Origin of the sequence: Gimesia aquarii (assembly GCF_007748195.1) — a bacterium.
In the GTDB taxonomy this organism is placed as follows: Bacteria; Planctomycetota; Planctomycetia; order Planctomycetales; family Planctomycetaceae; genus Gimesia; species Gimesia aquarii.
On record NZ_CP037920.1, the window covers coordinates 647,029 to 673,111 of the forward strand.

The window sequence follows — 26,083 nt, forward strand, 5'->3', positions numbered from 1 at the left end:
AGGAAGATGAACACCATGCAGTGGAATTTACACCTAATCTTGAAAGCAAGTGCTTGCTGCCTCACAGCGTTATGCCTGACCGCTGGAAGTAATCTACTGATCGCCGATGAAAAAGGTGATAAAAAAGGCGACGAGAAAAAGGGAGCCGCTAAAAAAGAAGAACCTAAAAAAGAGGCTGCTAAAAAGGAAGATCCTAAGAAAGATGCAAAAAAGCCAGCTCCCAAAAAAGAAGCACCAAAGAAAGAAGAGCCTAAAAAGCCTGCTGTGACCGTCAAAACTCTGGTTACCAACCTGGAAAATCCGAGCGGGATTGCTATTCAGGATGGAACCGGTCATGTCTTTGTTGCCAGTCGTTATGGCGTTTATCGCTATGACGCTAAAGGCAAAACCGTTGATCTGGAAATTGCCGGTTACCCAACCGATGTTTATGGAAAAGGTCCGAAGTACAATATCGGTCCCCTGGGCTTGGCATTTTTGAATAAAGACCATTTGGTTGTCGGCGATGGTAGCCGTCCCGACGGTTCAGAACTCGTTCGTATTTACAAAGTAGGCGATAAGCCTCTTGCAAAATGGGTCAAAGAAGATTCAGCCGCTCAGACTCTTGGTCCTATCAAGGCTGGTGACAAAACCGCCAAAGGAGAAGGTAACTTTTATGGAGTTGCCGTTGGTGGTGGAAATATCTTTGTTACTTGTAACGGAGATGATACCAAGGGCTGGGTTGCCAAATCTGTTGTCAAAGATGGTAAAGCGGGGCCTTTGGAACTCACTATCGCAACCAAGGAAGCTACCAATGTAGATGCACCGGTTGCCATTACATTCTCTCCGGATGGAAAACAACTTGTGATTGGTCAGATGGGTGAAATGAATGTCCCCAACGACGCTTTGTTGACGTTCTATGATCCTGCTACAGGAAAGCTCAACAAAAGTTTGAAAACCGGTTTAAGTGATATCGCCGGTTTAGCGTATAGCCCCAAGACCAAAAAGTTATATGCGACTGATTTCTCCTGGGTTGACACCAAAAAGGGAGGATTGTTTGAACTGAAAATTGATGGCGATAAAGTGACAACCGAAAAAATTATTGCCCTCGATAAACCTGCGGCCATTGCTTTTGATAAAGATGGCAATCTTTATCTGACGACTTTTGGAACTCAGGGGAAAGATCCTGAAAAATCACCTGGTTCACTGGCAATGATTAAAGCCGGTCTCTAAAACAGACGCTCACGACGCGGATTGATTTTATGGTAAACCAGTCCGCGTCTTTGTTACAAATATCATTTTTTCTCACCAATATTTTGAAGGTAAGTAAAGTCAAATGACAGCTCAAGTAATGCACCCCGCTCCTGATTTTTGTTTGCAGGGTTATGATCGTAGCAGCGATTCATTCAAAGATTACAAACTGGAAGACTACAAAGGAAAATGGGTTTGCCTCTTTTTCTATCCGTTGGACTTCACGTTTGTTTGTCCTACCGAATTAGTTGCGTTCAACGAAGCACTCGGTGAATTCGAAAGTCGTAATTGCCAGGTTCTGACTGCCAGCACAGATAGCAAGTATTCACACAAGGGATGGTGCGATGCTGATCCTCAATTGGCAGGCCTGAAATATCCTATGTTGGCTGATGGCACACATCAGCTTTCCAAGGATTATGGTGTCCTGAAAGAGGATGCCGGTATCGCTGTTCGTGGTATTTTCCTGATTGATCCGGAAGGTGTCTGTCAGTGGTTAGCGATTCACGGATTAAGTGTAGGACGAAATGTCGAAGAAGTTGTTCGAGTTCTTGATGCTCTCCAGACAGGCGAAAATGTTCCCTGTAACTGGAAAAAAGGTGACAAGACACTTTAAGCCAGGCTTAAACGTGCAAGATTCAAAACAGGAGAATTCGTTTTCGGATTCTCCTGTTTTTTTATCGCCCGCCTGCGACATCAATAAAAGCACCTGTTGTGAAGGAAGCTTCTTCCGATAACAACCAGACGATCGCATTGGCAACTTCCTGAGGAGTTCCTCCTCGTTTCATCGGTACCTGAGCTTTCACACGTTCGATTCGATTCGGTTCGCCTCCATCAGCGTGCATTGTTGTTGCAATGAATCCCGGGCGCACTGCATTCACGCGAATCCCTTCTTCTGCGACTTCCTTAGCCAGTCCTTTGGTGAATGTATCCAGTGCACCTTTGGAAGCAGCATAATCAAGGTACTCAAAGGGAGAACCCGTATATGCTGCCAAAGAGGAAACATTGACAATAGCGCCTCCTTGACCTCCGCGGGATTGCGACATTCTCGATACCGCAGCACGGGCACAAAGAAAGCTGCCAAACACGTTTGTATTGAAGATGCGCTGCCAGCGATCGAGAGTCATGGTTTGCATTTTCATCTGTTGTTCGAGAATTCCTGCGTTATTGACCAGGGCCGTCAGAGTTCCCAGCCGATCGTCGACAGTTTGAAATAATCGTTCGACGTCAGCTTCGACAGAAATATCTGCCTGTACGGCGATTGCTTCACCGCCCGCTCTCTGGATTTCAGAGACGACGTCATTGGCAGACATTTCATTGCTGCGATAATTCACACAAACTGAATATCCTTTTTGAGCGGCTAGTACCGATGTCGCCGCGCCAATTCCGCGTCCGCCTCCCGTAATGATAACTGCATTTTTCATAATAGAACTCTTGATTTGATCTATCGCGAATGTGGAAAGGAGAGAAATGAACCATTTTCATTATAAGGATATTTTTGAAGGGAGACAGGGCTATAAGCTAAAGCGACTCAAGAGGGTGTTCTATTTCTAAAGTATGGTTAATTATTTTCGATTTATGCTGGACTTCAAAAGAGAGTTTTTTAGTGACTTGGCTGGGAGGAGCCGTTAGTTTAGTCTAGTAGATCAACATAGATGAACCATATTCACATAAATCATCGAAATCAGTTCTGAGGAGATATCCGTTGAAACGCTCATCCCTTTCACAAGTGTTGAAATTATGCATTCTTATTTTAATCTGTCCTGTTTATTGCCTTGCGGCAGACAAAGCTGATAAAAAGCTGTCAGTGCTCTTGATCGATGGACAGAATAATCATCAATGGCAACAGACCACGCCTTTGCTCAAAAAGATTCTGGAAAATTCTGGTCGCTTTGAAGTCGAAGTCTCAACCACTCCTCCCAGTCCTCCCAGAAAGCCGCGCAAACCAAAGGGGAAACTGAGTGAGGGCCAACAGAAAAACTACGAGAAGCAGCTTGCGGAATGGAAAACAAAAGCAGCACAAGTCCAACAGGAAGCACCTGCGCTTTGGAAAAACTGGCGTCCTGATTTCAAAAAGTATGACGTAGTTGTCAGTAACTATAATGGTCAGAGTTGGCCTGAAGAAGTCAAACAGGCATTTGATAAATATGTTTCTTCTGGTGGCAGCTTTGTCGTCGTTCATGCCGCCGACAATTCTTTTTCGGATTGGCCCGCATATAACAAAATGATCGCCGTCGGTGGTTGGGGAGGTCGTGATGAAACCTCTGGTCCCATGTTGCGCTTACGTGGTGACAAATGGATTAAAGATACAACTCCTGGCAGGGGGGGGACACATGGCACGAAGATTCCTGTCGTCGTCAAAGTTCGCAAGCCTGAGCACCCCATTGTCAAAGGGTTACCTCGAGAATGGATGCATCCTGCCGATGAAGTCTATGGCAAGTTAAGAGGCCCGGCAGAAAATGTGACTGTGCTAGCGACCGCCTATTCCGAACCGAGTGAACGAGGGACCGGTGAGCATGAGCCGATTATGATGACGGTCGATTATGGAAAAGGTCGTGTGTTCCATACCACGTTGGGACATGATACCGTTGCCCTGCAAGGGACCGGCTTTCAGATTACGCTACAACGGGGAACAGAATGGGCAGCTACGGGGAAAGTCACACAACCACTGCCTAACACAAAATGGAAAGATAACGAACCAACGGTTCAAGCACCATAGTCCATTTGAGTTCGCTTTCAAGGACCGATTATAGAACAGCGGAACCTGCTATTTTAAGCAGGTTCCACCAGTCGTCAGGCATGTATTCTTTGCAGGCGAAGAATACGATATTGCCAAATCTGCATTGTCATATAACTTGCCAACGCTTATTTTTTTCCAGGCAGTTTGAGATCAATATTATTTTTACCAGATTCGACTGTAATTTTCTCTGGCAAAATAATGGTCTTCGGTGGAGACTTCATCGGAGGAGCCTCTTGATTCGATTCTAAATCCGGGTTTGTGATTGCTGCCATCCCAGGCGTAATCTGAACCGAGTGCCGTCCTACAACGGCTCCGACACGGTCATTGTATTTAAGAGAATATTTACCTTCTTCGTCGGTGATTCCAGTTGAAGTGATACCTTCTTCAGGAAAGAATTCAATCATAGCACCCGATATGGGAGAACCGTTTTCGAATACAACTCCTGTTACGACTCCTAGCTCCGGACCACTATTACCACATCCAGTTAGATTCAAGACTAATAATATTAAGCCAATCGATTGTACACGACTCATTGTATGATCCTTTCTGTTTCCAGAATCATTTGATTTTGTGTAGTAATTTACTGAAAGATCGCCAGAGAGTTCGCTATCTGGTTCTCTGGCGATCGTAAGAGTTAAAATTCTCCCAGCGGAATACCATCTTCAGTTTGAGACAACGCAAGCAGTGTGTTGAAATCGAGACTGTCACTCACAAAGCGAACGGCGCCATCTCCAAGTAGAATATGAGCTCCCCCTGTATGCTCGGAACGAAAACCATTATGTCCGCCATAAGGAATTTCATGACCGTAACCTGGACCATTATAGTTAATTCCATAGCGGGGGATCGTTACGTTTGCTGACCATCCGAGCCAGGCATAAGTTGCTGGGCCTGCCGCCCAGGGGCCACCTGCCCAAGCGGAAGGACGTGCATCTACTTTCGCTTTATCTGAGTCTCGAACTGTGTAGCTGGAGTGCTCACCTACCATAATTGTATTGGATGTTCCGTCTGTAATATTCGCCATCCGTATCGCTGCCGTCTGGGATGTCATATTGATAATAATTCCGACTTTGTGGTCCCACCCATAGCCCGTCCAGACTCCTCCAGGTGGAACAGTTGTAGTATTCGGTCGGTGATATCCGCCAGAGACACCTGCATAGTCTGCAGTCTGAACGGAAAATGCTGCTGGTGCTCCAATTCCTTGAGTTGCTCCGTTTGTTGTCAGTGATCGTGTTTTAGGCATAGGCGATGAAGGGCAATTGAGAATACTCACACGTAATTGTTCCATGACTTGCCAATTGAGATTGGCACCACTTTGCATCGACCAGTCAGTTCCTGAGAATATCATTTGGTTATAAGCGGCAGCCTGATCCATAAATGGGAGGATCAAGGTAATCCATGAAGTATTACGCTGATCGCCTGCAGTTTCGGTAATGTTACCTGGGAAAACCCGGTGTGTGTCATAGTAATTGTGGATCGCCAACCCAATCTGTTTCAGATTATTCTTACAACTCGAGCGGCGGGCCGCTTCGCGTGCCTGCTGTACTGCAGGTAACAATAAGGCAATCAAAACCGCAATAATTGCAATCACAACGAGTAGCTCGATCAGCGTGAAACCGCGTGATCTTCCTGGTCGGGGACTTAACATGAAACTGGCCTCCTGAAATGAAAAAGATGATAGGTGAGTAGAAATCTCAAATTGTTAAAACTACTCAAAAAAAACACGAGTCAGATTATGAATTGGTTAATTGCAAGAACAAGTCCGTTAATTGCGATCAGTAGTAGATTGTCTGCCGTCTTGTTGCCTTCTGATTATTTGAGTATGGCGTAACATTCTGTCCATTAAACACTTAGGGGTTTATAAGTAATTGTATTTACTCTTTTAATATTTTGCGCAACAGTTATTACGATTTTGCGCAACAGTCGATATACTGGTTTTAATGACTAATCATTGTGCAGGTTTGATTAAATGAGGTGCAACATGACCGCGATCGGACTTTTTCTTGAGCGTACCTCCGTACGATCACATCGTGTCATTAAAGGAGTATTACAGTTCGCCGACGAGCACCCTGATTTACGGCTTTGTGATTATCTTTTCGAGTCAGACCATGTTGAAGATTATGAACACGCGACTCCCCCCTGGCTTGGTCGTGTTGATGGAGTCGTTGCCAGTTCGAGCAAAATCGATTATCTCGTCGACTGGCTCAAGCGTGGTAAAGTTCCCATTGTAATGGCTTGTGGTGATCTGGCTGCCAGTGGGGTACTCAGTGTCTTTACCGATTCCCAGTCGATTGCTGAAATTGCTGGTAACCATATTCGTAGTATTGGACGCAGTCATGTTGGATTTGTGGGATACCAGAATTCAGATGGCTCGTTACATCGACAGAACTCATTAGCCCAGTTTTGTAAGGAACAGGGTTTTTCTTTTAGGGCTTGTGAAATGGAAGCCTATCTTCCTATTTCACATACGAAGGAAGCGGAATTGATTGAACCGGAACCTGATCTGCTGAAAATGCTGGCCAAGCTACCAAAGCCAGCTGTTGTGGTTACTCTGAATGACCACTATGCGATTGCGACTCTGAATGCGATTCAAAGTCTCGGATTTTCAGTTCCCGAAGATATTGCGTTAATTGGAGTGGACGATTCGGAATCGTCTCGCCTTTTTTCGACTCCGATTACCAGCGTTCATCCTCCAAGCTTTCAGATTGGGTATGAGTCTACACGTTTATTGATGCGGATGATTGAGGGTAAGCGTCTGGCACGAAAAACCGTTCTGGTTCCCGCCGACCGGATTTCTGTTCGCGAATCAACGGTTGGACAGCGGCGGGCTCCTGTGACCGATATTGACCGCGCCAAGGAGTACATTCGACGACATGCTTGCGAAGGAATTCGTGTCGTTGATGTTGCCGATCATGTTCATATTCCCTTGCGCACATTCCAAATTGAGTTCAAAGAACAGACGGGTAGCCCTGTCACTGAAGAGATCCGTCGCGTTCGCTTTAACCGTGCTTGTGAACTCCTGCAGACAACCGATTTCACTCTGGAACGAATAGCTCATCTCATTGGCATGAGCCATGCTGCCAGTTTTAGTGACTTCTTTAGACGTACAGCGGGAATGACTCCGAATTCTTATCGTGATAAGCACAATCAAGACTGATCACAGGCTCAATTTAATCTTCACCCATTTGTTTGTGAAGATGAATCGGCTCGGCTTGGTTTTTGCGCATCCGTAGGTTGAGCATTTCGACAGTAACAGAGAAGGCCATAGCGAAATAGATGTAGCCCTTAGGCACGTGGACATCAAAACCTTCTACCATGAGTGTCACACCGACCAGGATGAGAAACGAGAGCGCCAGGATTTTAATCGTGGGGTGTTTATCGACAAAATCTCCAATTGGTTTTGCAGCCACAAGCATCACTACGACTGAGAGCACGATGGCAATCGCCATGATCGAAACATGGTCTGATAAACCGACGGCAGTAATCACAGAATCGAGTGAGAAGATGATATCCAGCGCTCCAATCTGAACCAGAACTCCTCCAAAACTTGCTGCAACAGGTGAGTTTGATTCGTGACGAGAAACACCTTCCAGACTGTTATGGATTTCATGTGTTGCTTTAGCTAACAGGAATAAACCCCCGCCTATCAAGATCAAATCGCGACCGGAGAATTCACGTTCTAGAACTGAAAACCAGGGTTCGGTTAGCCCCATCACCCACGAAATAGAAAACAGCAGGATCAGTCGTGCCACCATTGCCAGACTGATACCCAATGTTCTGGCGAGGTCACGTTGTTTTTCAGGGAGCCGACCGACGAGGATCGAAATGAAAATAATGTTATCGATGCCCAGAACGATTTCTAATGTTGCTAATGTCGCTAACGCAATCCAAGCCTCAGGGCTGGCCAACCATTCAAACATGCTTTCTCCAATGAGGGACGATACAATTCCAAGTGTATCTGATTATACAGAACGACTGGACTCTGAACAGGGAATGGCAAACGGAGGATCAATCGTCGTGGATTAAAAGAAAAACCCTGATGTAGCGAATTTTACTACATCAGGGTTTTAACTAAACAAAAATTCTCACATTACTCAATCGCAACTAATAAAGGTTGTTCGTCCTGTTTTGTTATTTTTATGTTCCATCATTGAAGAAGGCAAAGTCATTCCCCTCCGCGCTCTCGCCGTGGCAAGCGATGCAACCTTGAACTTTTCCCGCAAGCTTGACACTTCCTTTTCGGGCGATCGTTCCATCAGGATTATATTTCGCCCAGTACCAGTCTCCTCCATTGGGGTTGTACCCATTGGAGCGGTACATCACGGTTACAGCCATTAATGTCTTCTGGTCTGGACCATAGTTCTCTTTGACCAGGATTGAACCATTCGGAAGTTGCTTTGGATTTCCCGCTGCTGTTCGGTTGAGATACATTTTTAAGAAAGCGCCATGGGGGCTTTCCCCTTTCGAAAATCCATCGCTTTTTCCAGGAACGGGAGCCCAGTTTTCATATTTTTGTGATATCAGATAGTTCCAGAATCGGTCTTCGAAGGGACGGGTCTTCTGAAACCCTCTCCGCGAGTTGCTTCCCTCTCTGGTACTACTTCCCCCGCGGTACCCACTTTGAGCAGAGGCTGCTTCTGGTGGTTTCAGAGCCAGCCAGATTCCCAAAAGGGAGAAACACATGATAGCCGCAATACTCAATCGTTTCATTGTTCATTCCTCGTATAGTACGACTCTGTCCTGATGTAATGATTTCACTTTTCATATCAATTTGTCTTGGTATTGTTTGTTCAATCATCTTTCAATTGCGACCTCACAACAGCCTTCATTCGCTCTCGCACAGTTTCTGAAAGTTGATTCTCGGAGTCGGTTTCGCTCTCGGTGATTTTGCCGCGTATTGTGTTGTGCAGTTTATTCTGTAGCCGACGAAACGAACGGCAGGTGCCACACATTCCCACATGAATCCAGAGACTCAACCGCTCTCTGATCGAGAGTCGCTGTATGAAGGACTTCGAGATTAACTGTGTGACCTGTTTGCAGTTCAACATGGAGTAGACGCTCCATAGCGATCCATTAAATGTTAATTTCTTTCTGTCGAGCTTCCGATGTTCTCAATCTTTGTCTAACTCAACGACGTTCGGCAACTCGTCCTAGATTTGCTTGATCGTTCAACTTCCAGTTGTAGTCCAGAAATGAAATACGAACGGAGTTTTGCCTCGCAGCATTCTGCACCGTTTGATCGGGTAGCCAGGGAGCGATTGTTTTCAATTGAACCGCTTGATTGGCACCAAAGTCTGTTCCGAACCAACTTAAAATCGAAGACAGGTAGAACCGTTTGTTTTGCTGATCAAAGCGAAAGTTTTGTGGTCGACTGAAAAAGTCTTTTGTATTAACGTCAAGTTGTTTCTCTACTTCACTGGCGGTGTAGGCTTGATTTAACAAACGAGGGCAACCAATTGACGCGCAAACGATCGCAAAGTGAATACGCGGTTCGTTCATTTTGCGGAGTATCTGGTGTTCGATTCCTTCAAGAGAGATTGCCTGTCCGCCTACTACAAGTTGAAGGTCCTTCCAGATGTTATAACCGATGACTTTTGCAGTATGGTTTCTGATACTCGATGTGGGATACTCTCGTAAGATTCCATGTACTGTGACAGCATTATAAGCGTTAATCCAGAAGGCAAGTTTTGCATTATTTCTGGCAGGTTGCTTGGGGTTTGCTTTCGACAGTTGATTAAGATAAGCCGTCAAAGCTTTCTGATCTGCGGACGACGCATGCCAGGCTTTGTAGTTCACATAGCCATTGTGATCGACATATTTCTTAAGCAGCATGTCCCAACTGGAATGATTGATTTGGTCCATTGAAACTTGAGCATTGGAGGAGACGTTCTGGCCAACATAAACTTTCGAGGCCGCCGCCACATTTCCACTGTTGACGATCATCACGATAGCAATTGCGACAGTAATGACCAGAACAGCAATGATTTCTTTACTGAACGTTTTCAAGACTCTTCCTTTCGTCCATAACATAATGTTTCCCTTCTCAAAACAATGAGTGTTGTCTCGATGGTTTCGTCCTTTTTCAGCACCCTCAGGTGACGGAGCTTTTCATTATTACTTACACTGTTTTTCCAGATTTCTAGAAAATGAAAGGTTTCTCGCAGCGGGTTGTCAGTCCAAACGGCTTATTAGTATGGACTTATGGTACATCTTACGAAATGCCTCTATTTAGATGGAAAATGTAATCGAATTCACAGACTCATCAAGAAATGAAAATTAGAGTGCAGTTTTCGTATTTCGAGAGTGTTTACTGGTGTGGAGGAATTGGTGATAAACTGCGAACAGAAACTCGATCCATCAGAGTGGGTCGATGCCTACAGCGATTACCTCTATCGGTATGCATTCTCTCGTTTAAGAGATGTAAGTGCAGCTGAGGAAAGTTTGCAGGAAACATTTCTTGCGGGTATTAAACATCAGAGTCAGTTTCAGGGTTTAGGTTCTCAACGCGCCTGGTTACTAGGCATCCTCAAACGCAAGATTGTGGATTATATTCGTTCCCGTTCTCGCTTGAAGCAGGTGTCTGATCATGGTGGTGAAGCAGAACTCGAAAATCAGTTATTCGATGAGTCGGGTTTCTGGCGTCAGGGAGCTAAGAGATGGGCAGTCGAACCAGGACGACAGTTAGAGAGCGAGGAATTATGGCAGGTAGTACGCGAATGTCTTTCACACATACCTGAACCTCAGGCGGATGCCTTTGTGTTGAGTGTGATGGAAGGAATGAGTACCGAAGAGATCTGTGCTGAGCTAAACATCACACAGTCAAACCTCTGGGTGCGGCTCCATAGAGCTCGTTTACACCTTGCTCATTGTGTCAGTTCCCACTGGCAAGCAGATGAAAAGGCCTGAGCTTCTCTAATTGCGATTCAGAATTTCTACTTATGAATCCACCGTCGTTTCGTTGTCCAGCTCATTGCGAGCCAGACAAACCAGGGTCCGAACTCAAGCCAAGTCACGACAAAGTCAAAAAAACGTTCTCCTGAATAGTTTGTGAAAGTCATTGGTGGGTCAGGCCAATGATATCCCAGCCAGAATCGCAGGTAATACATTAGAGTCAATCCGCTCAGTGCCAGCCACGCCCGGTTATGAGCATAGGGGAGAAAGGGAATTGCCCAGGTCCAATACCATGGATTTTGAGTTGGGAGTAACAGCCAGAACCAAGCAAGAGTCAAAAAAATTGCTTCCAAAAAATGAGTTACTTCATTTGCTCGGATCGCGCGCCAACAAAAGTAACTTGCAAGTACCAAAAACGCAAAGGCGGTAAATGTACGTGCTAATGCAAAAGGAACCTGTTCCTGACTGAGAGATGTCAATGCTGCCAGTTGGGTTACAATAGACTGCCGCCAGTTTTCTGAAGTGATAATAAACCATGGTCTTTGAGAAGCGGGAACCTTTGCCAGGGGAGTCAGGTTTTCGCTCACGAGTAAAAAAAGAAAGTCGTTCATTTTCCAGCGCGACAGAAACATCGTGAGCCCTTCGCCGTGCGCTTGTGGCGCGTTGCCATCGATGGAATTGATAGATTCCTCAGTGTTAGGAATTGGTGGCATTGAAGATTGTGAATCGAGAGGGCGACGATCAGCCTCGGCTGCGAGTCTCGATTCAGAAACACTCTGTGAAACCATCGGCCAGCATACGCCTGCTGAGACCAGAAGAAATACGAATGCCAACATTGTTGCCCGTGACCAACCCAGCTTCTGCACGGATACAAGAATCAAAAGTGGTGATAAAATGATAGGATATAGTTTTGCTCCCACAGCCAGGGCAAGAAACATTGATGCAGCTACACCCCATAACAAAGATGTTTGTTTCGAGTTTTTGATGGCAGCCATCTGATCGACAGAACTATAAAAAGCACGCAGCATCATGTAGACAGCGAGAGTTGTGAGGCAGACAGCAATTGAATCCAGATGCCCGCTGTTGGCGAACTCTTTGAGTACCAGTGGACACCACGCATAGACTACCGACCAGCCGACTGGTTTTGCGGTGAACCTAAGGATTAGGATTATCACCCAGATTGTGACCATGTCAAACAGCACAATCCAGGCCTTCATCACAATCAGATGAGTTCTAAGATCAGAATGTGAGGGAGTCGTTAGAGCAGCAAGTGCAAATACAGTTTGACTGACAGGTGGGTAAACAGTTGATAACTCGGAAAAGTGAACCCGATTCAGGATTGTCTCAATTGCCGGTGATGAATTTTTGGCTGTTGCAAGTTTAGATAGATCGGACGGAACCGTTAAATCTTTTGAACTTTCGAGGACTTGTAGCGGACTGTATCGAAACGGACTCACCCCGTGCATCATTGCTTGGCCGTCCCACATATAGCGATAAATGTCAACTTCCTGAATTGGTTCAGAAAAAAGCAGTAGTAGTCGCATGCTAAATGCAAACAGACCAATCACGGGTAATAACTGCCGATGCTGCCCCGCCTGAATTGCTACACGTAACGCAATGAGATAAATGGCAAATGCGGCAGCGAACAAAGAGAAAACTTCAATGATGGGTCTTGTGATGCCGGGGGTCTGATAGGAGAATCTTGCACTCAGCGAAACGATGAGTGTGTAAATTAACCACAACAGTATTCCACAGAAGATCAGAATAAACAGATTGTGCCGTTCCCTAACGGCTCTCGTTCGTCGCCTGTCGGCATCACTCAATGCTTCAACCCATACTTTCCAATTAAGTAGAGAATTTTTGATCCTGCTTTCACGGTACCGGAAAGTGTGCCACTAATCTTGCTGTTTCCAATACGACGCCGATAGGGAACTGGAATCTCGCGTGTTCTGAGATGCGCGCGAGTCGCTTTAATTTGCATTTCGACAGTCCATCCAAAGTTGTCGTCAATCATTTGAAGGTCAAGTAATGCACGATAGTTGATAGCACGAAACGGACCGAGGTCAGTATATTCACTCCCAAAAAGAGTGTGCATCAAAAAACATGCCAATTGGTTACCATAGACGCTTTGTGGTGGCATTGCTCCGGGCTCTCTTTCACCAAGTAACCGTGAACCGAGCACGAAATCGGCTTCGTCATTCAGAATAGGTGTCACGAGAAGGGGGAGCAGGTTGGGATGATCACTATAATCAGCGTCAATGAAAACGATGACTTGTGGAGCCTGTTGACCAGACTCAATCAACTGCCGCAGCGCTTGCAGACCGTGTAAACAGGCTGCACCATAGCCACGCTTCGGTTCGTTAAAGACAGTGGCGCCATGCGCGATGGCGATCTCTGCCGTCTGGTCTGTCGATCCGTTGTCGACGACAATCACCTCACCAACCGCGGGTAGGTCACTCAGGACCAAAGGCAAAGACGTCTCTTCATTCAGAGCGGGAATAATCACCGTAACTTTTGATAGATCAGTGATATTCGTCTCATTAGGCTTTTCGAAAGTCGATACAGCATGATCAGTGACCAAAGCAGCCTCTCCGTATGAAAACAGTTCTTTGTTTAACACATTGAGTCTCCGTTCGTTAGCCTTACGAGTAAGTATTTGCTGAGTCTATCTCGCCAAGATCAGATCTCAAACATACTTGTAAGTCTTGTCATTGATTTGTGATTACCTCGCTCCTGATCCCTGTGGCATTGAGCGTGGAGCTGGTTGTGGCGTGTGAGAGGGAGCTTCATGAGAAGAACCAGAGCCACCTGAATCAGGACTAATCATCATTCTTCCAGCCGCCGGATCAGCGTATGGTTCAGAATAGGTCTCCGGTGGTGAACCATAGGGATGCGCACATCCCACCACGCAACTTACGATAATCAGCAAAATACTCAAACCATAATACCACCATTTTTGATTCATGATCACATCCTTGTTTTTTGTAATCGGAACTTCCTGCCGACTTTCAGACTAATTCAAAACAGGGAGGACTTCACAACTATCTATTCTGAGAGCGGCATTATCGATGTCTTCCAAAATCGAGTCTGTGAATCTGATTACAGAACGGACTCTTGAATGCGAAAAACTTAAACACCGTAGAAAATGATTCAGAGGCAACTCAAATAGAATATGAAGTGTTAACTTGTTTGTTTGAATACTCTTAAGGCATGAAAAACTGAAATGACAAGGCTCGATGGCAAGTTTGGACCGGGAGTGAGGTAACTACTGGGTATGAAATGATCGCGATTGTGGTGACCAAATTGGTGGGTTACATCGCCCACAGTCTGGTTTCCGGTTAGACTAAGATTTCAACTACGACTATCCTTTGATAAATCGGAGCTCGAAATTTATGCTAAAAAAAATCGTCACTCGATCTAATCATCCCAGCTACTTGTCTCTCTCAGGTCTGTTGTTACTGCTCACTCTTTTGTCTGTAACATGTTTTGCATTGTCATCAACTGGTTACGCTGGCGATGAGGCTATAGTCCAGCACTCGTTTCTTGGTATGGGTAAAGCCAATAAGGCAGTCATTATTGGTGAGGACGGGAAAGTAGAATGGAAATTCAACATGCCCGCGAGTGACGGATGGGTTTTACCAAATGGCAATGTATTGCTGGCACTCTACGGGACAAAAGGATTTCCTAACGGCGGTGTTGTTGAAGTCGATCGCAAAACAAAGAAGATAGTTTTTCAGTACAAGGGCCGCCAAAAAGAGACGAGCACGGTACAACTCTTGCCAGACGGCACGTTTCTTATTGCGGAGTTGGGTCCAGAGCCGCGCGCTGTTGTCATCAATCGTAAGGGAGATGTTCTCAAGACGACTCCCCTACAATGTCAAAGAAAAAACGCACATATGCAAACCCGGATGTTGCGTATGCTTCCGAATGGAAACTATATCGCGCCGCATTTACTCGACTTCGCAGTCAAGGAATACAAACCGAAAACCGGTGAGGTGATTCAAGTCATCGTGACAGACGAACGAGGTCGTGATAAACGAGACTGGCCCTTTACAGCGATCCGTTTGAAAAATGGAAACACGCTGATTGCCTGCACGAATGGGAATCGTATCATCGAGACAGATGCTGAAGGTAAAATCGTCTGGAGTGTAACAAATCAAGATCTGGGAGAGAAACTGTTCAACGACGCCTGTGGAGCCCAGAGATTACCGAATGGCAATACTGTAATCTCCAGCTATCGGGCCAAGGGAAATCAGGTAAAACTATTTGAAGTTACAAGAGACAAGAGAGTCGTCTGGCGTTTCTCAGGCATGAATTCCGGCTTTCATCATTTTCAAATCTTGACAACGAACGGCAAGCCGGTCAAAGAAAACACTTGGAAATAAAGGCGGGGCTCTACTTGTTATATCTTGAGAACTCGGGGGACTATTGGCGATAAACGTTTCTGTCTCTTTGTTGGTGAAAAATTTTTTTATTTGATAATTCGACAGGGGAATGCGTGATATTCACACGTTAATGACGCCTTATTGGAAGTAACAACCAATCGTAGGGATGTGATTACACAATCTAAATGGTTGCCGATTCCAATTTATAGAGGCTGATTAGATGAAATCAGAAAGCAGACCTGAACGAATAGCGACAGCTTGCTGTATTATTTCATTTTTCGCCACTGGAATTACTGTCATCACCATGAGTGTGCATACCGTCGTCGGGAGAACATGGTTCAACGAATGGCTGACAATCGCAATTTCGGGATTACTAATACCTATTGGCTTGTTTTTAGGTTTAATTGCCATGTGGCGCTCGCAGTGTTCCCGGTTGTCAGTGAAGGCGGTGATTACGAATATTCTTACACTATTGATTCTCTGCCTCTGGTATGTTTGGCCGACTGAGCGATCATTTCTGCTTGCGGTAAGAAAGGGAGATATTGCTTCAGCACGGTTCGCACTACAAACCGGCATGGATGTAGAAACGCTTCAACTCTGGGGAATGGGAGTGAAAATTCCCGGACATAGTTCATTGACGATGGCTGCGGAAAATGGTGATGAAGAGATGGTGCGGTTACTTTTGGAATGGGGAGCTGATGTGAACAGGGCGAATGGACATGGTGACTACCCACTGTATTATGCTGCCTGGTCTGGTGACTTGCCAACAGCGCAATTATTGCTCCAGGAAGGAGCTGATCCGGTAGCCTTGAGTGGAGAGAGGAGTGCCTTACATATCGCCGCCATGATGGGACAACTCGAAGTGATTGATCTTCTCTTGGACGCTGGAGTGCCCATTGATTTGGCTGACAAACAGGGCATCACTCCCTTGGCGGCGGCTCGAATCAGTAAGAACAGAGCCGCCATTGGATACTTGCTCCAAAAGGGGCACAAGACGATTTTTCTACTGACACACAATGATTCTTTCATTTATTATCGATTTTATGATTTACAAAACTAATTATGGGGGTTTCAGAGGAAGTCGTATTTGTCTTCTTATGGAATCTGGCGCAAAAGAAAAACCTTGATGTAATTCATCTTACATCAAGGTTTTTAATAAGTGGCGGGGACAGGATTCGAACCTGCGACCTCGAGGTTATGAGCCTCGCGAGCTACCGGGCTGCTCCACCCCGCGCTATGGGTCCTGTCATCAGGACATAAGTAAATCATTAAGAGCAGAATAAGATGTAAGTATATAGTCGTTTCCGACATTACTTTAACGTTCAACGGCCCTAAATATAGTAAAGGCATACCGTTACCATATCTCGTAATTATAGTGAGGATCGACCCTTTCGTCGAGTAACTTTCAGCAAAATCCCTGAATTCAATGGGAAGAACGCAGAATCGGCCCCTAACTTAGGAGTAATCATTCATATTCCCACTTTAGAAACCAGGGGTCTTTGGTTTTTTTCTGCCAAGTTTTAAGCTTTTCCTGCATTTGGATCAGCCTTTCCTGGTGTTCAGGCTCAAAGGCGAGATTGGTTGATTCAAAGGGATCAGCGACGACATCATAAAGTTCGTGTTTGGGACGATGGATATAGGAGTAAACGGTTCGTTGACCGAACATTTTGTCACCCCGTTTTAAAACGCCCTGCCAGGTAGGAGATCGATATAAATCGGACGCAAAAGGGTAAGGCAGCTCATGGGCAATGTTGAAAATGTATTTATATTTACCACTCAAGATCACCCGCATCGGATAATACATTGTGATTTCATGAAAGGTATGTGAAGCATAATTTTCGTCGAAGTCAGGCGCGTGTTCTGTTCCAAGTGCACTCAGAAACGAGCGTCCATGAAACTGGTAAGGAACAGGTTTTCCTTTTCCTTGAACTCGTTTGCCATTATTTTCAACAGTGCGAAGTCGGGGAACTGGTTTCGGTGTCACGTTGCAATAATCCAGAATTGTCGGTGTCAGGTCGGCCCAGGAGACCCTCGCATCAGTTGTAATTCCCTGCTTGGGCTGACTGGGATCGCGGACAATCAATGGTAAATTCATCCCGGGTTGATAAAGATTTGTCTTTGCGCCAGGAAACGGTGGGCCATTATCGCTCAGGAACATGACAAGTGTGTCCTCCCAGTGTCCCGTTTCTTTTAACGTATTAATCAAAGAAACCACGCCCTGATCGAGTCGAGAAATCGCTTGATAGTATTCAGCCAGTTCCTCTTTGACTTCCTGATGGTTGGGTAGCCAGGGTGGCACTTGAATTTGTTCCGGTTTGTATTTTATGGGAGTCACGCCTGGGTAATGATCGGGGTCATTATTGAAATTGGAATAACCATCCGGGCCTCCTCCACGATGGGGATCGCTACTACAATAATAGAGAAAGAACGGTCGGTCGTCTTTTTCCATGATCCACTCTTTTGCATTGGCCGCCATGACTGCCGAGTTACGATTGCCCTGCACACCTTTATTACGGTATTCCTGAAATTCATAAACGTATTTTGGAGCCAGGTGATATTTTCCAATGGAGCATGTTCGGTAACCAGCTTCCTCAAGTAGGATTGGCAGTGATTTGACGGTGGCATAAGTACTGAAGTGATTATAACCATGGGCATGACCGTAGTGTCCGGTGGCGTGATTATATAAACCTGTCATGATCACCGAACGACTGGCGGAGCAGCTGGCAGTTGTACAATGGGCGCGGGTAAACCGAGTTCCCGATGCGGCCAGCATATCGATGCCCGGTGTTTTGATGACTTTGTTTCCATAGCAACCGGCTTGAAAGCCCTGATCATCGACAACGATCACCAGGACATTTTTCTGCTTGGAAGCAGCAGATAATTGTTTCGCAGAGCAGAATAGCAAAAGGACACAAAGCATTCCGTAGAGATATTGTCTCATGGTGTGGCTTTCTCATTAGGACTTAAGGTGGGAATCGTAGGAATCATCAAATGTGTGGTTTAGAATTTATTCTAATCTCCTCGAAGAGCAATCGCAAATCGGCAACTGAGAAAGCGGGAGAGTTTAACCGAAAGGTTCGAAATCAATGAGGACTGGCTTGATGTGGAGAGAATTCCTTTCGATAATTAAGTAACCTCCGATAGGAAATACGTTTCCTATTTGAGCCAGGAAATTGCTATGCAGGAAAATAACTATACTAATCTTGAATAAAGGCGATGACTATGACAACTTTGAAACGAGTGACAACGCTATTGACTATGATTATGACAATTTCAGCTCTCAATTTGGCGGTAGCCGGTGAACAAAAGCTGAATGTGCCTCCCAAAGGGTATAAAGCGTTATTTAATGGTAAGGACTTATCTGGGTGGAAGGGTTTGGTGGGCAACCCCAAGACACGTGCTAAAATGAGTCCTGAAGAGTTAGCTGAGGCACAAAAGAAGGCGGATCAAAGCATGCGGGAACATTGGAAAGTGGTTGATGGCGTGCTTGTCTTTGACGGAAAAGGTCAGAGCCTGTGTACTGATAAAGACTACAAAAACTTTGAAATGCTGGTAGACTGGAAAATCAAAAAAGATGGGGACAGTGGAATTTATCTACGCGGTTCACCCCAGGTTCAGATATGGGACCCTGCAACGAAAGCTGCTAAAGGTGTTGGTTCAGGCGGGCTATACAACAATAAAAAAAATCCCAGTAAACCTTTAGTGACTGCTGATAATCCAGTGGGAGAATGGAATACGTTCTACATTAAAATGGTTGGTGACAAAGTGACTGTCAAATTAAATGGTAAGTTGGTTACGGACACAGTTTTGGAAAATTATTGGGAACGCGATAAACCCATTTACGAAGCAGGACAGATTGAATTACAAAATCATGGTAATACACTCTATTTCCGAAACGTGTTTATTAAGGAACTCGATTAGTTAAAATCAGATTAAGTCAACTGAAATGAAAGCGTAGAGAGATCACTCTCTGCGCTTTCACTTTTGTAATCACAAATTTTTTAGTGAAACACAACGAGATGCTATCAAAAAATGCTCCTCTTTCTGACCCGACAGCGCTGGCACGATTTGGCAAATTGGATGTCGTCACGCGGCTGGTTGTAGAAGGTTTCATGATGGGGCAGCACAAAAGCCCTTTTAAAGGGGCGAGCGTGGAATTTGTGGAACATCGTCAGTATTACCCTGGCGACGAAATTAGACATATCGACTGGCGCGCATACGGAAAAACGGGAAAATATTACGTTAAAGAGTTCGAAGATGAGACAAATTTGCGATGCTATTTATTACTCGATTGTTCAGGGAGTATGGCCTATTCAGGTAAGACTTTAAGTAAATTTGAATATGCGCGCCAACTCGCGGCAGCCTTTGGATATTTATTACTAAGTCAGCGGGATGCCACTGGCTTAATTACGTTTGATACTGAGCAACGTGATTTCATTGAGCCGTCAGCGAACCCCAAAAACTTTGGCCAAATGCTGGAAATCCTGGAGCAGTCACAGCCTGGTAAAGAAACTGGGATTTCAGCTGCTTTAAATCAGGTTCTTCCATTAATCAAACGCAGAAGTTTAGTGGTTTTGATTTCCGATTGTTTTGACGAGCCTGAAGCACTCACAACCACTTTGAAGCAATTGCGACATGCTCGTCATGAAGTGCTCTTATTTCAAGTTGTAGCACCAGAAGAAGAAGATTTTCCCTTTAGTAAACCGACGCAATTTCGTAGTTTAGAACAAGCAGGTCATCGTCAATTGGTAGATCCTCACCAGTTACGTGCACGTTATCTAGAACAGTATCAGGAGTTTTGCGAGACTTTGTCACGACAATGCGGATCTGTGAATGTAGATTACCTCAAATTTCGAACGACTGACCCTTATCACTTGGCATTAGGTGCCTTTCTCAATCAACGAACCCGACCTGGAAGAAAGTGATTGCTTAAAGTCATGTCAGGTGAAAAAATTCCCATTAATCGACTTTTGGTTGGAGTGATTGCGGCCATTTGCTTGATTGTGGCTGGTATTTTGGAGTGGCAGGTCACTGTTGAACAGTTTGCTCAGAAAGAGGCAGCTACTGGCGCCTTTATGCGTGTAGGGTTACTCATGTTTGCGTTTTGGCTCGCGTTACCATCCAAAAAACGTGATGCTGCCTGGGCGAACGTGTCTCCCTGGTTTTTTGTGGGGCTGATTCTGGCAATTGTGGGAGTTGCCCTCAGACCTAAAATAGCCGTTCCCTTGATCGTTGTGTTAAGCATCATTGGCTTTGTGTTGCGACCTCGTAATAAGAAACGCGCACCAAGAAGATAGTCAAAGGATCAGAGAAAGCATGTGTTACTCTAGTTGTCTTAAGAGACGAAAGTGGTGTGCCTACATCGGGCTTTGAGCACGATTCACAGGTTGAACACGAAGGTTGCCTGGTAGTTTACGTGGAGCTTTCGCATTACTTCGTGAAAGTACGTTGATGGGCTGGGGTGATTGAAGTGGATTGGTGTTGGTCGGTTTTCGACGTTGCTGCCCATCAATATAGACACGGGCTGCCACCTTGAGTAATTGGGGACGTCGAACGGGAAGAACTCCTTCGAGCCGGTTTGCCACTCGTTCTACCCAGCCGGGTTGTCGTTCCATTGCGAGCGACATCATGTGCATAAAGATTGAAATTTCTTTAAAATTTCGGTCAAGAATCACATTGCTGACGGGGGCCAGAATCTTCGCCGCCACTTCTACCGTCTGCGAAGGAAATGAAACATACATTGAGGCTTGATGCGAAACTGAAGTTTTGGTTTTACCGTTACCAGGTTGATACTCAGTTTCCAAATAAAGCAGTGCTTTGGCGGCAATCGGTTTTGCTAACAGCGGGCTCTTGTAGACACCGGAGCAAAGCACCATTGTTTCGGTAGGGGTTTGATGTATGACTTCCAAAGTTCCGATCGTTCCATCACCTGCGTCAATTTCGTAGGATGTGGGACCTGTTTGCCACATTTGAAAATCGGATATTTTCATATCTCTCCAAATACTCACAACCACATCAGGATGAGCAATGAAGAAGGAATATGCTGAATGATTCACATCAAATTGAATTTTTGGCAGAATGCGAAACATGCTGATGTCTTTGAGAACATACTCGGCATTGATTCGATTGGCAGGCGTGAGCTTATCCAATGGAAGCTGTGAACGGGCTGATCTTCTCGCAAAACGAGTGGAAGAGCCTTTACTAAGCAAGGAAATAAGATCTTCTTCATTCGGAACATTGTTACTCGGATGGGCTGGTTTTTGTTCCTGTTGAAATTTTGTCAGCTGCCGGTCAGTGTCTTTTAAAAGATACTGACTGGCAGCCGACTTCGTCAGGGCCGGGCTCTGGCCGTCGCGGTCTTTTGAATTCAATTCTTGTGCTGATGCGATTGAGACAGGGATGGAACTTATCACACTAATGAGCAGGATCGTCAGTCGCTGAACCACTTGTGTCATCTCCATTTTAAACATATTTAAACCTGTTTCTTTCCACTATCAACAGATGTTGCTTAGGTCATGCGCCTGTTCTGAACGGGTAATTTTCTAACTCGACGGCTCACTGGTTGAGGGGACTAAATGGGGGCCCGCCTCAGGAACCGGCTCTGTTGGAGTTTCACCTGGAGATGGATCAGGTGGCACATACATTGAAGAATCAGGGAGAGGGGTTAACTCACCAGGAGTTTCACTCTCGTTATATTGGTAGTTGTTGTAGTCCGTAACTGGTTCTGGGCTTATATAATGTGGGCGGCAATCACTACAGCACTTACACCACCAACGGTTAAACCGAGAAGAACACCAGTCAGGTTTACCAATGCGCGTGAGGTCCCACGTAGGACGATAGAAACGGTCTGCATAGATCTGTGTGTCACTCACATCATCGATCAAGTTATAATAGAGATTGCTGGCTTTAAAGCACTGGCAGCCTGAGCCTACTATTATAAGCTGAGTCAAGACTATACACACAAAAGCTGCGCGCATCCGCAGATTCCTCCCCCTTTTGAATGTGACATTCCTTTGTCACAGTAGTTTCTATGATGGCATGCATCACAGATTGTACAATCGCCTGTACCTAAGGATGATCGGCAATCTTACGAGAGAAACTTTATCGATTATTCTGAATGACGGGGTTATCGAAGACTTACGGGATTTACCGCTTTCTTTTGCCAGGAAAATCTCGAAGTCCTTTATTTCATAGGGATTTATATTGTTGTTAATTCGTGCTTATTTTTACAAAAATTACTTGTGATACGAACTACTATTGTGGTTTCGATCCAGACGCTGGATATTAGAGAAGAGTTGATTACCACTCCGAAATATAAGAAAGGTTCCGTCAATGTGCTGTGAAATCAAACATCTGAGCGGGATATTTTTCATTTTGATTTCTTCTCTTGCAGAAAATGTATTCGCAGACGATCCGCTGAGAGGAAAGCCGTGGGTTTATCATGCGATTGATCAGTCTTCCCGAGGCGCAGATGGAGTCAAACTGACGGATGCAGACCAGGATGGTTTGCCAGATATCGCCACCGGTTGGGAAGAAGGAAACCTGACCCGAATTTATCGCAACCCAGGCCCGGCGAAAGTGAAAGAGCTCTGGCCTAAAATTACTGTGGGAAAAACTCCTCAGGTTGAAGATGCTGCCTGGATTGACCTGGATCATGATGGCCGACAAGAAGTCATTAGCTGCTGTGAGGGCAAAAGTCAGACAATTTTTGTGCACTGGGCCTCGAATAATCAACCATTTAAAAAACCATGGCAGCAAGAAGTATTACCTGCTTCAAGAAAAAAAATGATGTGGATGTTTGCGACCTCTGCACAAATTGATAATAAGCCGGGGTTAGAATTGGTTGCCGCTGGTAAAGGGAAGGGGGCACAAATTGGTTGGTATCAGGCAGGCAAAAATCCGCGCGATCTCTCGGGTTATCAGTGGAGACCATTATCACCTGCGGGGTGGATTATGTCAGTCATTGTACTCGACATGGATGGCGATGGTGATGTAGATCTTTTAACAACTGATCGAAAAGGAAAGATGAGAGGCTGTCGCTGGCTGGAGAATCCCGGAGTTCTGAATGTATCAAAATCTTCCAAATGGAAGAATCATTGGGTGGGTGGTAAAGATCGGGAAGTGATGTTCGCTCACGTTGCTGATCTTGATCAAGATGGGTGGAAGGATATTCTGGTAGTGACACGTATTCCCGATGAATTACTTTGGTTTCGTCGGCTGGATCAGAGTGGTCGCAAGTGGGAAAAAATAGCCTTTCCTTTTCCCATAAATACAGGGCATGGAAAAGCCGTTACAGTAGGTGATATCAATCTTGATGGACAGCCAGATGTCGTCATCAGTTGTGGAAAAGCGGATCCACCAAAATCCGGCATGTTCTGGATGAGTTATTCTAAAAGTGGTACGGGTCTTAAATGGACGACTCACGAAATCAGTGGGCCGCGAGGCATCAAATATGATCGAATTGAATTACTTGATCTCGATGCAGATGGTGATTTGGATGTGATTTCCTGTGAGGAACGGGATCAGAAAAAAGGCCTGGGAGTATTCTGGTATGAGAATCCCACCAAATAAATGAAATTCTGATTTGTTAAAAGAACAACACTTCCCTTTGAATGGTTTCGATTAATCGTCTGAGCCAGACATATCCTAAAGAACGCTTTCCACAGTCGATTTGTGGGAGAACCGAGGCTCCTGGCCTCAAGCCCGTAATTGATTCATGATCCAATTTTACTGTAACTTGTACTGTTGGAATTCCTTCTTCGTTCGTTTCAGCTGTCGCTGCGATTTTTTCTATAGTTCCTTGATAGGTTTGGCCTGGATCGGTTAACAGCAGAAACGAAACGGGGAGGGGGTTCTGATTCTGTTGATGGGCTTCGAGCACGTGACCGATTTCCGAATCGAGCACTTGCATTTTTAAAACCCAAGGACCTTTCAGATCAGCAACCGTTAATAGTCTTTGCCCACGTTGCACTGGTCGTGCCAGTAATTTTTCTTGTAAATCCCAAGTCAATACCTCACCGCTAATCGGACTTTTTAGTTTCAGTGCTTCTTGTTGATTTTTAAGTAAGACGAGTTGTTCTTTCAAGCTTTTGAGACGTTCATTCAATTCTTCTTGTTCTGCAGTCAGGCGATTTGCTTTTTGTAATGCATTAATATCAGTGGGATTCAAATCTAATCTTGCTGCCTGAATTACTGCTAATCGCTTTTGTGTTGTTTGAATCTCACCTCTCACACGACTGAATTCCAATTCTAAATCTGAATCTCTTAAAATAACCAGAGTATCACCTGCTAGAATTTGTTCTCCCTGATGAACGAGTATTTCATCAACGGTTCCATCTGCGGTAGCAAAAATATTTTGCTGGTCAACAGGTTGGAGTGTTCCGGAACCTTCAATCGTAAAGTCCGCGGGAGTCAAAATCAAAACGGCGCATATCAGTGTGAGAATAACCATGCCGGTAATGGCATTCCGCCATGTCATATTTTTCTTGCGAATCGGTGAATACGACCAGTGTTTCAAGACAGTAAAAAAAGGAAAGCTTTCATGCTGTAATGCATTATATAAAGCAGTCCCCCCATGACGTGAAACGGCTAGTGCACGATTGAGCAATGTGTTGTCGGATTCGAGATCATGAAATTGCTCTACTACGATCGCACCCAGGACAAGTTGCTCTGAAGTGGCATGTTGCACCTGGCTGGATTCTGTCGCATCGTTTTTCTGTTCTTCGATAATATGTTTCAGTGGAAAGATCATTAATGATCGTGATGATGCCAGATCGAGATAGGCATGTAAGGATTCTGTAATCTGAGGAGGATATTTTTGTCCTCCTTCCATGATCCAGAAATCTCGATTTGTGGATTGAATACAACCCACCAAGCTTTCCAAACGTTGAACAGACTCTGATCGCCGTTCAATTATATCCACGCCACTTGCCGCAATAAGGTTGTATGCTTTACCGGTTCGTTGCAGAACAGAGAGTCGATCACAGTTAATTAACGTTCTTCCTTCATTGGCGATGATATATGCGGTTTGTTGAGAATTTAAATGTACGTGGACGTGTTCTGAGAAACGTTCAAACTGATCCCAGAGAATTTCCATTTCCTGAAGTCGTTGCAATTGCTGATGCTGGCAGTAATCCTCGGAAAGCTCACATAAGGCACTTATGAATCTCAGAAAACCATCTTGTGCTGCGTATGATTTCGGAGGATGATGAACAATTTCCAAAATCCCAGTCTGCCTAGCAGGATGATTCTCAACCACGACGGGGCAGAGGATAAGATTTTCATCAGTGGGATTCGTTCCCTGATGTTGCTCTGATAGTCCCGAGTGGGGTCCAATTGTTACAGGTTGGTTCCCCTGTAATGCTTCACTCAGTAGAAGCCGGTGTAGTTCAATCGACTGTTGGCTTAATGGTTTGTCCGGATTTGATTCAGGGTTTAATCCGAGGCAGTTTTGGAGTTCCAGAGAGCCTGTAGAATTAGGAATCCAGATGAGACCACCCAAAGCAGACATGCCGCGCATAGCGCGATCCAGCAGTTCCGAGTAAAATTTTTGACTCGAAATCCCTGTTCTGGAGAGTTGAGCCAGTCCGAGAACGAGCGTTTCAATCTCCTGCCAGATGTCTTCTATCGAAGAGGATTCATCAGTCGTCATGCGATTCGAATAAATGAAGGTTCAGCGTGTGTTTGGCAGCCAGTTGTTTGGCAAACTTTTAAAGTTCTTAAATAGCTGCTGTTAATATTATCACAGTTGTGGGCGATGTACTCTGATTGACCCCTGAAAAGAGGAGAGGCTTATCAAAGAAATTCGTGCACAACTTTTATTTCTATGTAAATTTCCTACTTGCCC

At 45.1% G+C, this 26,083-nt stretch carries 25 protein-coding genes and 1 tRNA gene; 11 read left to right on the forward strand and 15 right to left on the reverse strand.

Features of this window, described 5'->3' with window-relative positions; all coding sequences use genetic code 11:
• Positions 1–15 precede the first annotated feature (15 nt).
• Positions 16–1,209 (forward strand): NHL repeat-containing protein, encoded by a 1,194-nt coding sequence (locus V144x_RS02695; RefSeq protein WP_144981018.1) that lies wholly within the window; start codon positions 16–18, stop codon positions 1,207–1,209.
• A gap of 103 nt (positions 1,210–1,312) precedes the next feature.
• Complete coding sequence (locus V144x_RS02700) at positions 1,313–1,840, forward strand: peroxiredoxin (protein WP_144981021.1); 528 nt, start codon at positions 1,313–1,315, stop codon at positions 1,838–1,840.
• Positions 1,841–1,901: 61 nt separating this feature from the next.
• Here V144x_RS02700 and V144x_RS02705 read toward each other — a convergent pair whose 3' ends face one another.
• Complete coding sequence (locus V144x_RS02705) at positions 1,902–2,648, reverse strand: SDR family oxidoreductase (protein ID WP_144981024.1); 747 nt, start codon at positions 2,646–2,648, stop codon at positions 1,902–1,904.
• Positions 2,649–2,929: 281 nt separating this feature from the next.
• On the opposite strand from V144x_RS02705, the gene V144x_RS02710 reads away from it, so the two are divergent.
• Positions 2,930–3,943, forward strand: coding sequence for a ThuA domain-containing protein (locus V144x_RS02710; protein WP_232102691.1), 1,014 nt, complete (start codon positions 2,930–2,932; stop codon positions 3,941–3,943).
• Between the two features lie 146 nt (positions 3,944–4,089).
• Here V144x_RS02710 and V144x_RS02715 read toward each other — a convergent pair whose 3' ends face one another.
• Positions 4,090–4,497 (reverse strand): carboxypeptidase-like regulatory domain-containing protein, encoded by a 408-nt coding sequence (locus V144x_RS02715; RefSeq protein WP_144981027.1) that lies wholly within the window; start codon positions 4,495–4,497, stop codon positions 4,090–4,092.
• A gap of 101 nt (positions 4,498–4,598) precedes the next feature.
• Positions 4,599–5,609, reverse strand: a complete 1,011-nt coding sequence (locus V144x_RS02720; protein WP_144981030.1) for a DUF1559 domain-containing protein — start codon at positions 5,607–5,609, stop codon at positions 4,599–4,601.
• Between the two features lie 333 nt (positions 5,610–5,942).
• On the opposite strand from V144x_RS02720, the gene V144x_RS02725 reads away from it, so the two are divergent.
• The gene (locus V144x_RS02725; protein WP_197993178.1) at positions 5,943–7,118 is read left to right on the forward strand and encodes an AraC family transcriptional regulator; all 1,176 of its coding nucleotides are present in this window, start codon (positions 5,943–5,945) and stop codon (positions 7,116–7,118) included.
• A 13-nt stretch (positions 7,119–7,131) separates the two neighbouring features.
• Here the strand turns inward: V144x_RS02725 and V144x_RS02730 are convergent, their stop codons facing one another.
• The 4 genes from V144x_RS02730 to V144x_RS02745 form a co-directional block, all read right to left on the reverse strand.
• Positions 7,132–7,881 carry a TerC family protein gene (locus V144x_RS02730; protein ID WP_144981036.1) on the reverse strand — a complete coding sequence of 250 codons (750 nt, stop codon included), beginning with the start codon at positions 7,879–7,881 and terminating at the stop codon, positions 7,132–7,134.
• Positions 7,882–8,098: 217 nt separating this feature from the next.
• Positions 8,099–8,671: a cytochrome P460 family protein gene (locus V144x_RS02735; RefSeq protein WP_144981039.1), complete on the reverse strand. Its 573-nt coding sequence runs from the start codon at positions 8,669–8,671 to the stop codon at positions 8,099–8,101.
• A gap of 80 nt (positions 8,672–8,751) precedes the next feature.
• Positions 8,752–9,009, reverse strand: coding sequence for an anti-sigma factor family protein (locus V144x_RS02740; RefSeq protein ID WP_144981042.1), 258 nt, complete (start codon positions 9,007–9,009; stop codon positions 8,752–8,754).
• A gap of 79 nt (positions 9,010–9,088) precedes the next feature.
• Positions 9,089–9,967, reverse strand: a complete 879-nt coding sequence (locus tag V144x_RS02745) for a DUF547 domain-containing protein (protein WP_197998725.1) — start codon at positions 9,965–9,967, stop codon at positions 9,089–9,091.
• A gap of 321 nt (positions 9,968–10,288) precedes the next feature.
• On the opposite strand from V144x_RS02745, the gene V144x_RS02750 reads away from it, so the two are divergent.
• Entirely contained in the window at positions 10,289–10,867 is a 579-nt protein-coding gene (locus V144x_RS02750; protein ID WP_197998726.1) for a sigma-70 family RNA polymerase sigma factor, read from the forward strand.
• Positions 10,868–10,893: 26 nt separating this feature from the next.
• On the opposite strand, the gene V144x_RS02755 is transcribed toward V144x_RS02750, so the two are convergent.
• From V144x_RS02755 to V144x_RS02765, 3 genes are all read right to left on the reverse strand, one after another.
• Positions 10,894–12,594 (reverse strand): hypothetical protein, encoded by a 1,701-nt coding sequence (locus V144x_RS02755; RefSeq protein ID WP_144981048.1) that lies wholly within the window; start codon positions 12,592–12,594, stop codon positions 10,894–10,896.
• 77 nt (positions 12,595–12,671) lie between these two features.
• Positions 12,672–13,472, reverse strand: a complete 801-nt coding sequence (locus V144x_RS02760) for a glycosyltransferase family 2 protein (protein WP_197998727.1) — start codon at positions 13,470–13,472, stop codon at positions 12,672–12,674.
• 102 nt (positions 13,473–13,574) lie between these two features.
• A complete protein-coding gene (locus V144x_RS02765; RefSeq protein ID WP_144981051.1) occupies positions 13,575–13,817 on the reverse strand; it encodes a hypothetical protein in 243 nt (80 codons plus the stop codon).
• A 427-nt stretch (positions 13,818–14,244) separates the two neighbouring features.
• On the opposite strand from V144x_RS02765, the gene V144x_RS02770 reads away from it, so the two are divergent.
• Together V144x_RS02770 and V144x_RS02775 are read left to right on the forward strand one after the other, a co-directional pair.
• Positions 14,245–15,237, forward strand: coding sequence for a beta-propeller domain-containing protein (locus V144x_RS02770; protein ID WP_144981054.1), 993 nt, complete (start codon positions 14,245–14,247; stop codon positions 15,235–15,237).
• Positions 15,238–15,457: 220 nt separating this feature from the next.
• Positions 15,458–16,297, forward strand: coding sequence for an ankyrin repeat domain-containing protein (locus tag V144x_RS02775; RefSeq protein ID WP_144981057.1), 840 nt, complete (start codon positions 15,458–15,460; stop codon positions 16,295–16,297).
• A gap of 100 nt (positions 16,298–16,397) precedes the next feature.
• On the opposite strand, the gene V144x_RS02780 is transcribed toward V144x_RS02775, so the two are convergent.
• Positions 16,398–16,471: transfer RNA gene (locus V144x_RS02780), tRNA-Met, on the reverse strand.
• Positions 16,472–16,702: 231 nt separating this feature from the next.
• On the reverse strand, positions 16,703–18,178 hold the full coding sequence (locus V144x_RS02785; protein ID WP_144981060.1) for a sulfatase family protein: 1,476 nt from the start codon (positions 18,176–18,178) through the stop codon (positions 16,703–16,705).
• Positions 18,179–18,459: 281 nt separating this feature from the next.
• Between V144x_RS02785 and V144x_RS02790 the strand changes: the two genes are divergently transcribed.
• The 3 genes from V144x_RS02790 (at position 18,460) to V144x_RS02800 (ending at position 20,534) form a co-directional block, all read left to right on the forward strand.
• Complete coding sequence (locus tag V144x_RS02790) at positions 18,460–19,158, forward strand: 3-keto-disaccharide hydrolase (protein ID WP_232102692.1); 699 nt, start codon at positions 18,460–18,462, stop codon at positions 19,156–19,158.
• 98 nt (positions 19,159–19,256) lie between these two features.
• Entirely contained in the window at positions 19,257–20,162 is a 906-nt protein-coding gene (locus V144x_RS02795) for a DUF58 domain-containing protein (RefSeq protein WP_144981066.1), read from the forward strand.
• 12 nt (positions 20,163–20,174) lie between these two features.
• Positions 20,175–20,534: a hypothetical protein gene (locus V144x_RS02800; protein WP_144981069.1), complete on the forward strand. Its 360-nt coding sequence runs from the start codon at positions 20,175–20,177 to the stop codon at positions 20,532–20,534.
• Between the two features lie 60 nt (positions 20,535–20,594).
• Here V144x_RS02800 and V144x_RS02805 read toward each other — a convergent pair whose 3' ends face one another.
• Both V144x_RS02805 and V144x_RS02810 read right to left on the reverse strand, forming a co-directional pair.
• The gene (locus V144x_RS02805) at positions 20,595–21,683 is read right to left on the reverse strand and encodes a hypothetical protein (protein WP_144981071.1); all 1,089 of its coding nucleotides are present in this window, start codon (positions 21,681–21,683) and stop codon (positions 20,595–20,597) included.
• A 96-nt stretch (positions 21,684–21,779) separates the two neighbouring features.
• Positions 21,780–22,214 (reverse strand): hypothetical protein, encoded by a 435-nt coding sequence (locus V144x_RS02810; RefSeq protein WP_144981074.1) that lies wholly within the window; start codon positions 22,212–22,214, stop codon positions 21,780–21,782.
• Positions 22,215–22,611: 397 nt separating this feature from the next.
• On the opposite strand from V144x_RS02810, the gene V144x_RS02815 reads away from it, so the two are divergent.
• Positions 22,612–23,808 carry an FG-GAP repeat domain-containing protein gene (locus V144x_RS02815; protein ID WP_197998728.1) on the forward strand — a complete coding sequence of 399 codons (1,197 nt, stop codon included), beginning with the start codon at positions 22,612–22,614 and terminating at the stop codon, positions 23,806–23,808.
• A gap of 16 nt (positions 23,809–23,824) precedes the next feature.
• Here V144x_RS02815 and V144x_RS02820 read toward each other — a convergent pair whose 3' ends face one another.
• Positions 23,825–25,888: an efflux RND transporter periplasmic adaptor subunit gene (locus V144x_RS02820; RefSeq protein WP_144981080.1), complete on the reverse strand. Its 2,064-nt coding sequence runs from the start codon at positions 25,886–25,888 to the stop codon at positions 23,825–23,827.
• Positions 25,889–26,083 lie beyond the last annotated feature (195 nt).

Bases quoted from the DNA above. Each gene is read 5' to 3' on its own strand.
- V144x_RS02735 (WP_144981039.1), bottom strand. From the start codon at position 8,671: ATGAAACGATTGAGTATTGCGGCTATCATGTGTTTCTCCCTTTTGGGA.
- V144x_RS02700 (WP_144981021.1), top strand. From the start codon at position 1,313: ATGACAGCTCAAGTAATGCACCCCGCTCCTGATTTTTGTTTGCAGGGT.
- V144x_RS02770 (WP_144981054.1), top strand. From the start codon at position 14,245: ATGCTAAAAAAAATCGTCACTCGATCTAATCATCCCAGCTACTTGTCT.
- V144x_RS02775 (WP_144981057.1), top strand. From the start codon at position 15,458: ATGAAATCAGAAAGCAGACCTGAACGAATAGCGACAGCTTGCTGTATT.
- V144x_RS02715 (WP_144981027.1), bottom strand. From the start codon at position 4,497: ATGAGTCGTGTACAATCGATTGGCTTAATATTATTAGTCTTGAATCTA.
- V144x_RS02720 (WP_144981030.1), bottom strand. From the start codon at position 5,609: ATGTTAAGTCCCCGACCAGGAAGATCACGCGGTTTCACGCTGATCGAG.
- V144x_RS02785 (WP_144981060.1), bottom strand. From the start codon at position 18,178: ATGAGACAATATCTCTACGGAATGCTTTGTGTCCTTTTGCTATTCTGC.
- V144x_RS02725 (WP_197993178.1), top strand. From the start codon at position 5,943: ATGACCGCGATCGGACTTTTTCTTGAGCGTACCTCCGTACGATCACAT.
- V144x_RS02740 (WP_144981042.1), bottom strand. From the start codon at position 9,009: ATGTTGAACTGCAAACAGGTCACACAGTTAATCTCGAAGTCCTTCATA.
- V144x_RS02705 (WP_144981024.1), bottom strand. From the start codon at position 2,648: ATGAAAAATGCAGTTATCATTACGGGAGGCGGACGCGGAATTGGCGCG.
- V144x_RS02730 (WP_144981036.1), bottom strand. From the start codon at position 7,881: ATGTTTGAATGGTTGGCCAGCCCTGAGGCTTGGATTGCGTTAGCGACA.
- V144x_RS02795 (WP_144981066.1), top strand. From the start codon at position 19,257: ATGCTATCAAAAAATGCTCCTCTTTCTGACCCGACAGCGCTGGCACGA.
- V144x_RS02810 (WP_144981074.1), bottom strand. From the start codon at position 22,214: ATGCGCGCAGCTTTTGTGTGTATAGTCTTGACTCAGCTTATAATAGTA.
- V144x_RS02800 (WP_144981069.1), top strand. From the start codon at position 20,175: ATGTCAGGTGAAAAAATTCCCATTAATCGACTTTTGGTTGGAGTGATT.
- V144x_RS02790 (WP_232102692.1), top strand. From the start codon at position 18,460: ATGACAACTTTGAAACGAGTGACAACGCTATTGACTATGATTATGACA.
- V144x_RS02695 (WP_144981018.1), top strand. From the start codon at position 16: ATGCAGTGGAATTTACACCTAATCTTGAAAGCAAGTGCTTGCTGCCTC.
- V144x_RS02820 (WP_144981080.1), bottom strand. From the start codon at position 25,888: ATGACGACTGATGAATCCTCTTCGATAGAAGACATCTGGCAGGAGATT.
- V144x_RS02765 (WP_144981051.1), bottom strand. From the start codon at position 13,817: ATGAATCAAAAATGGTGGTATTATGGTTTGAGTATTTTGCTGATTATC.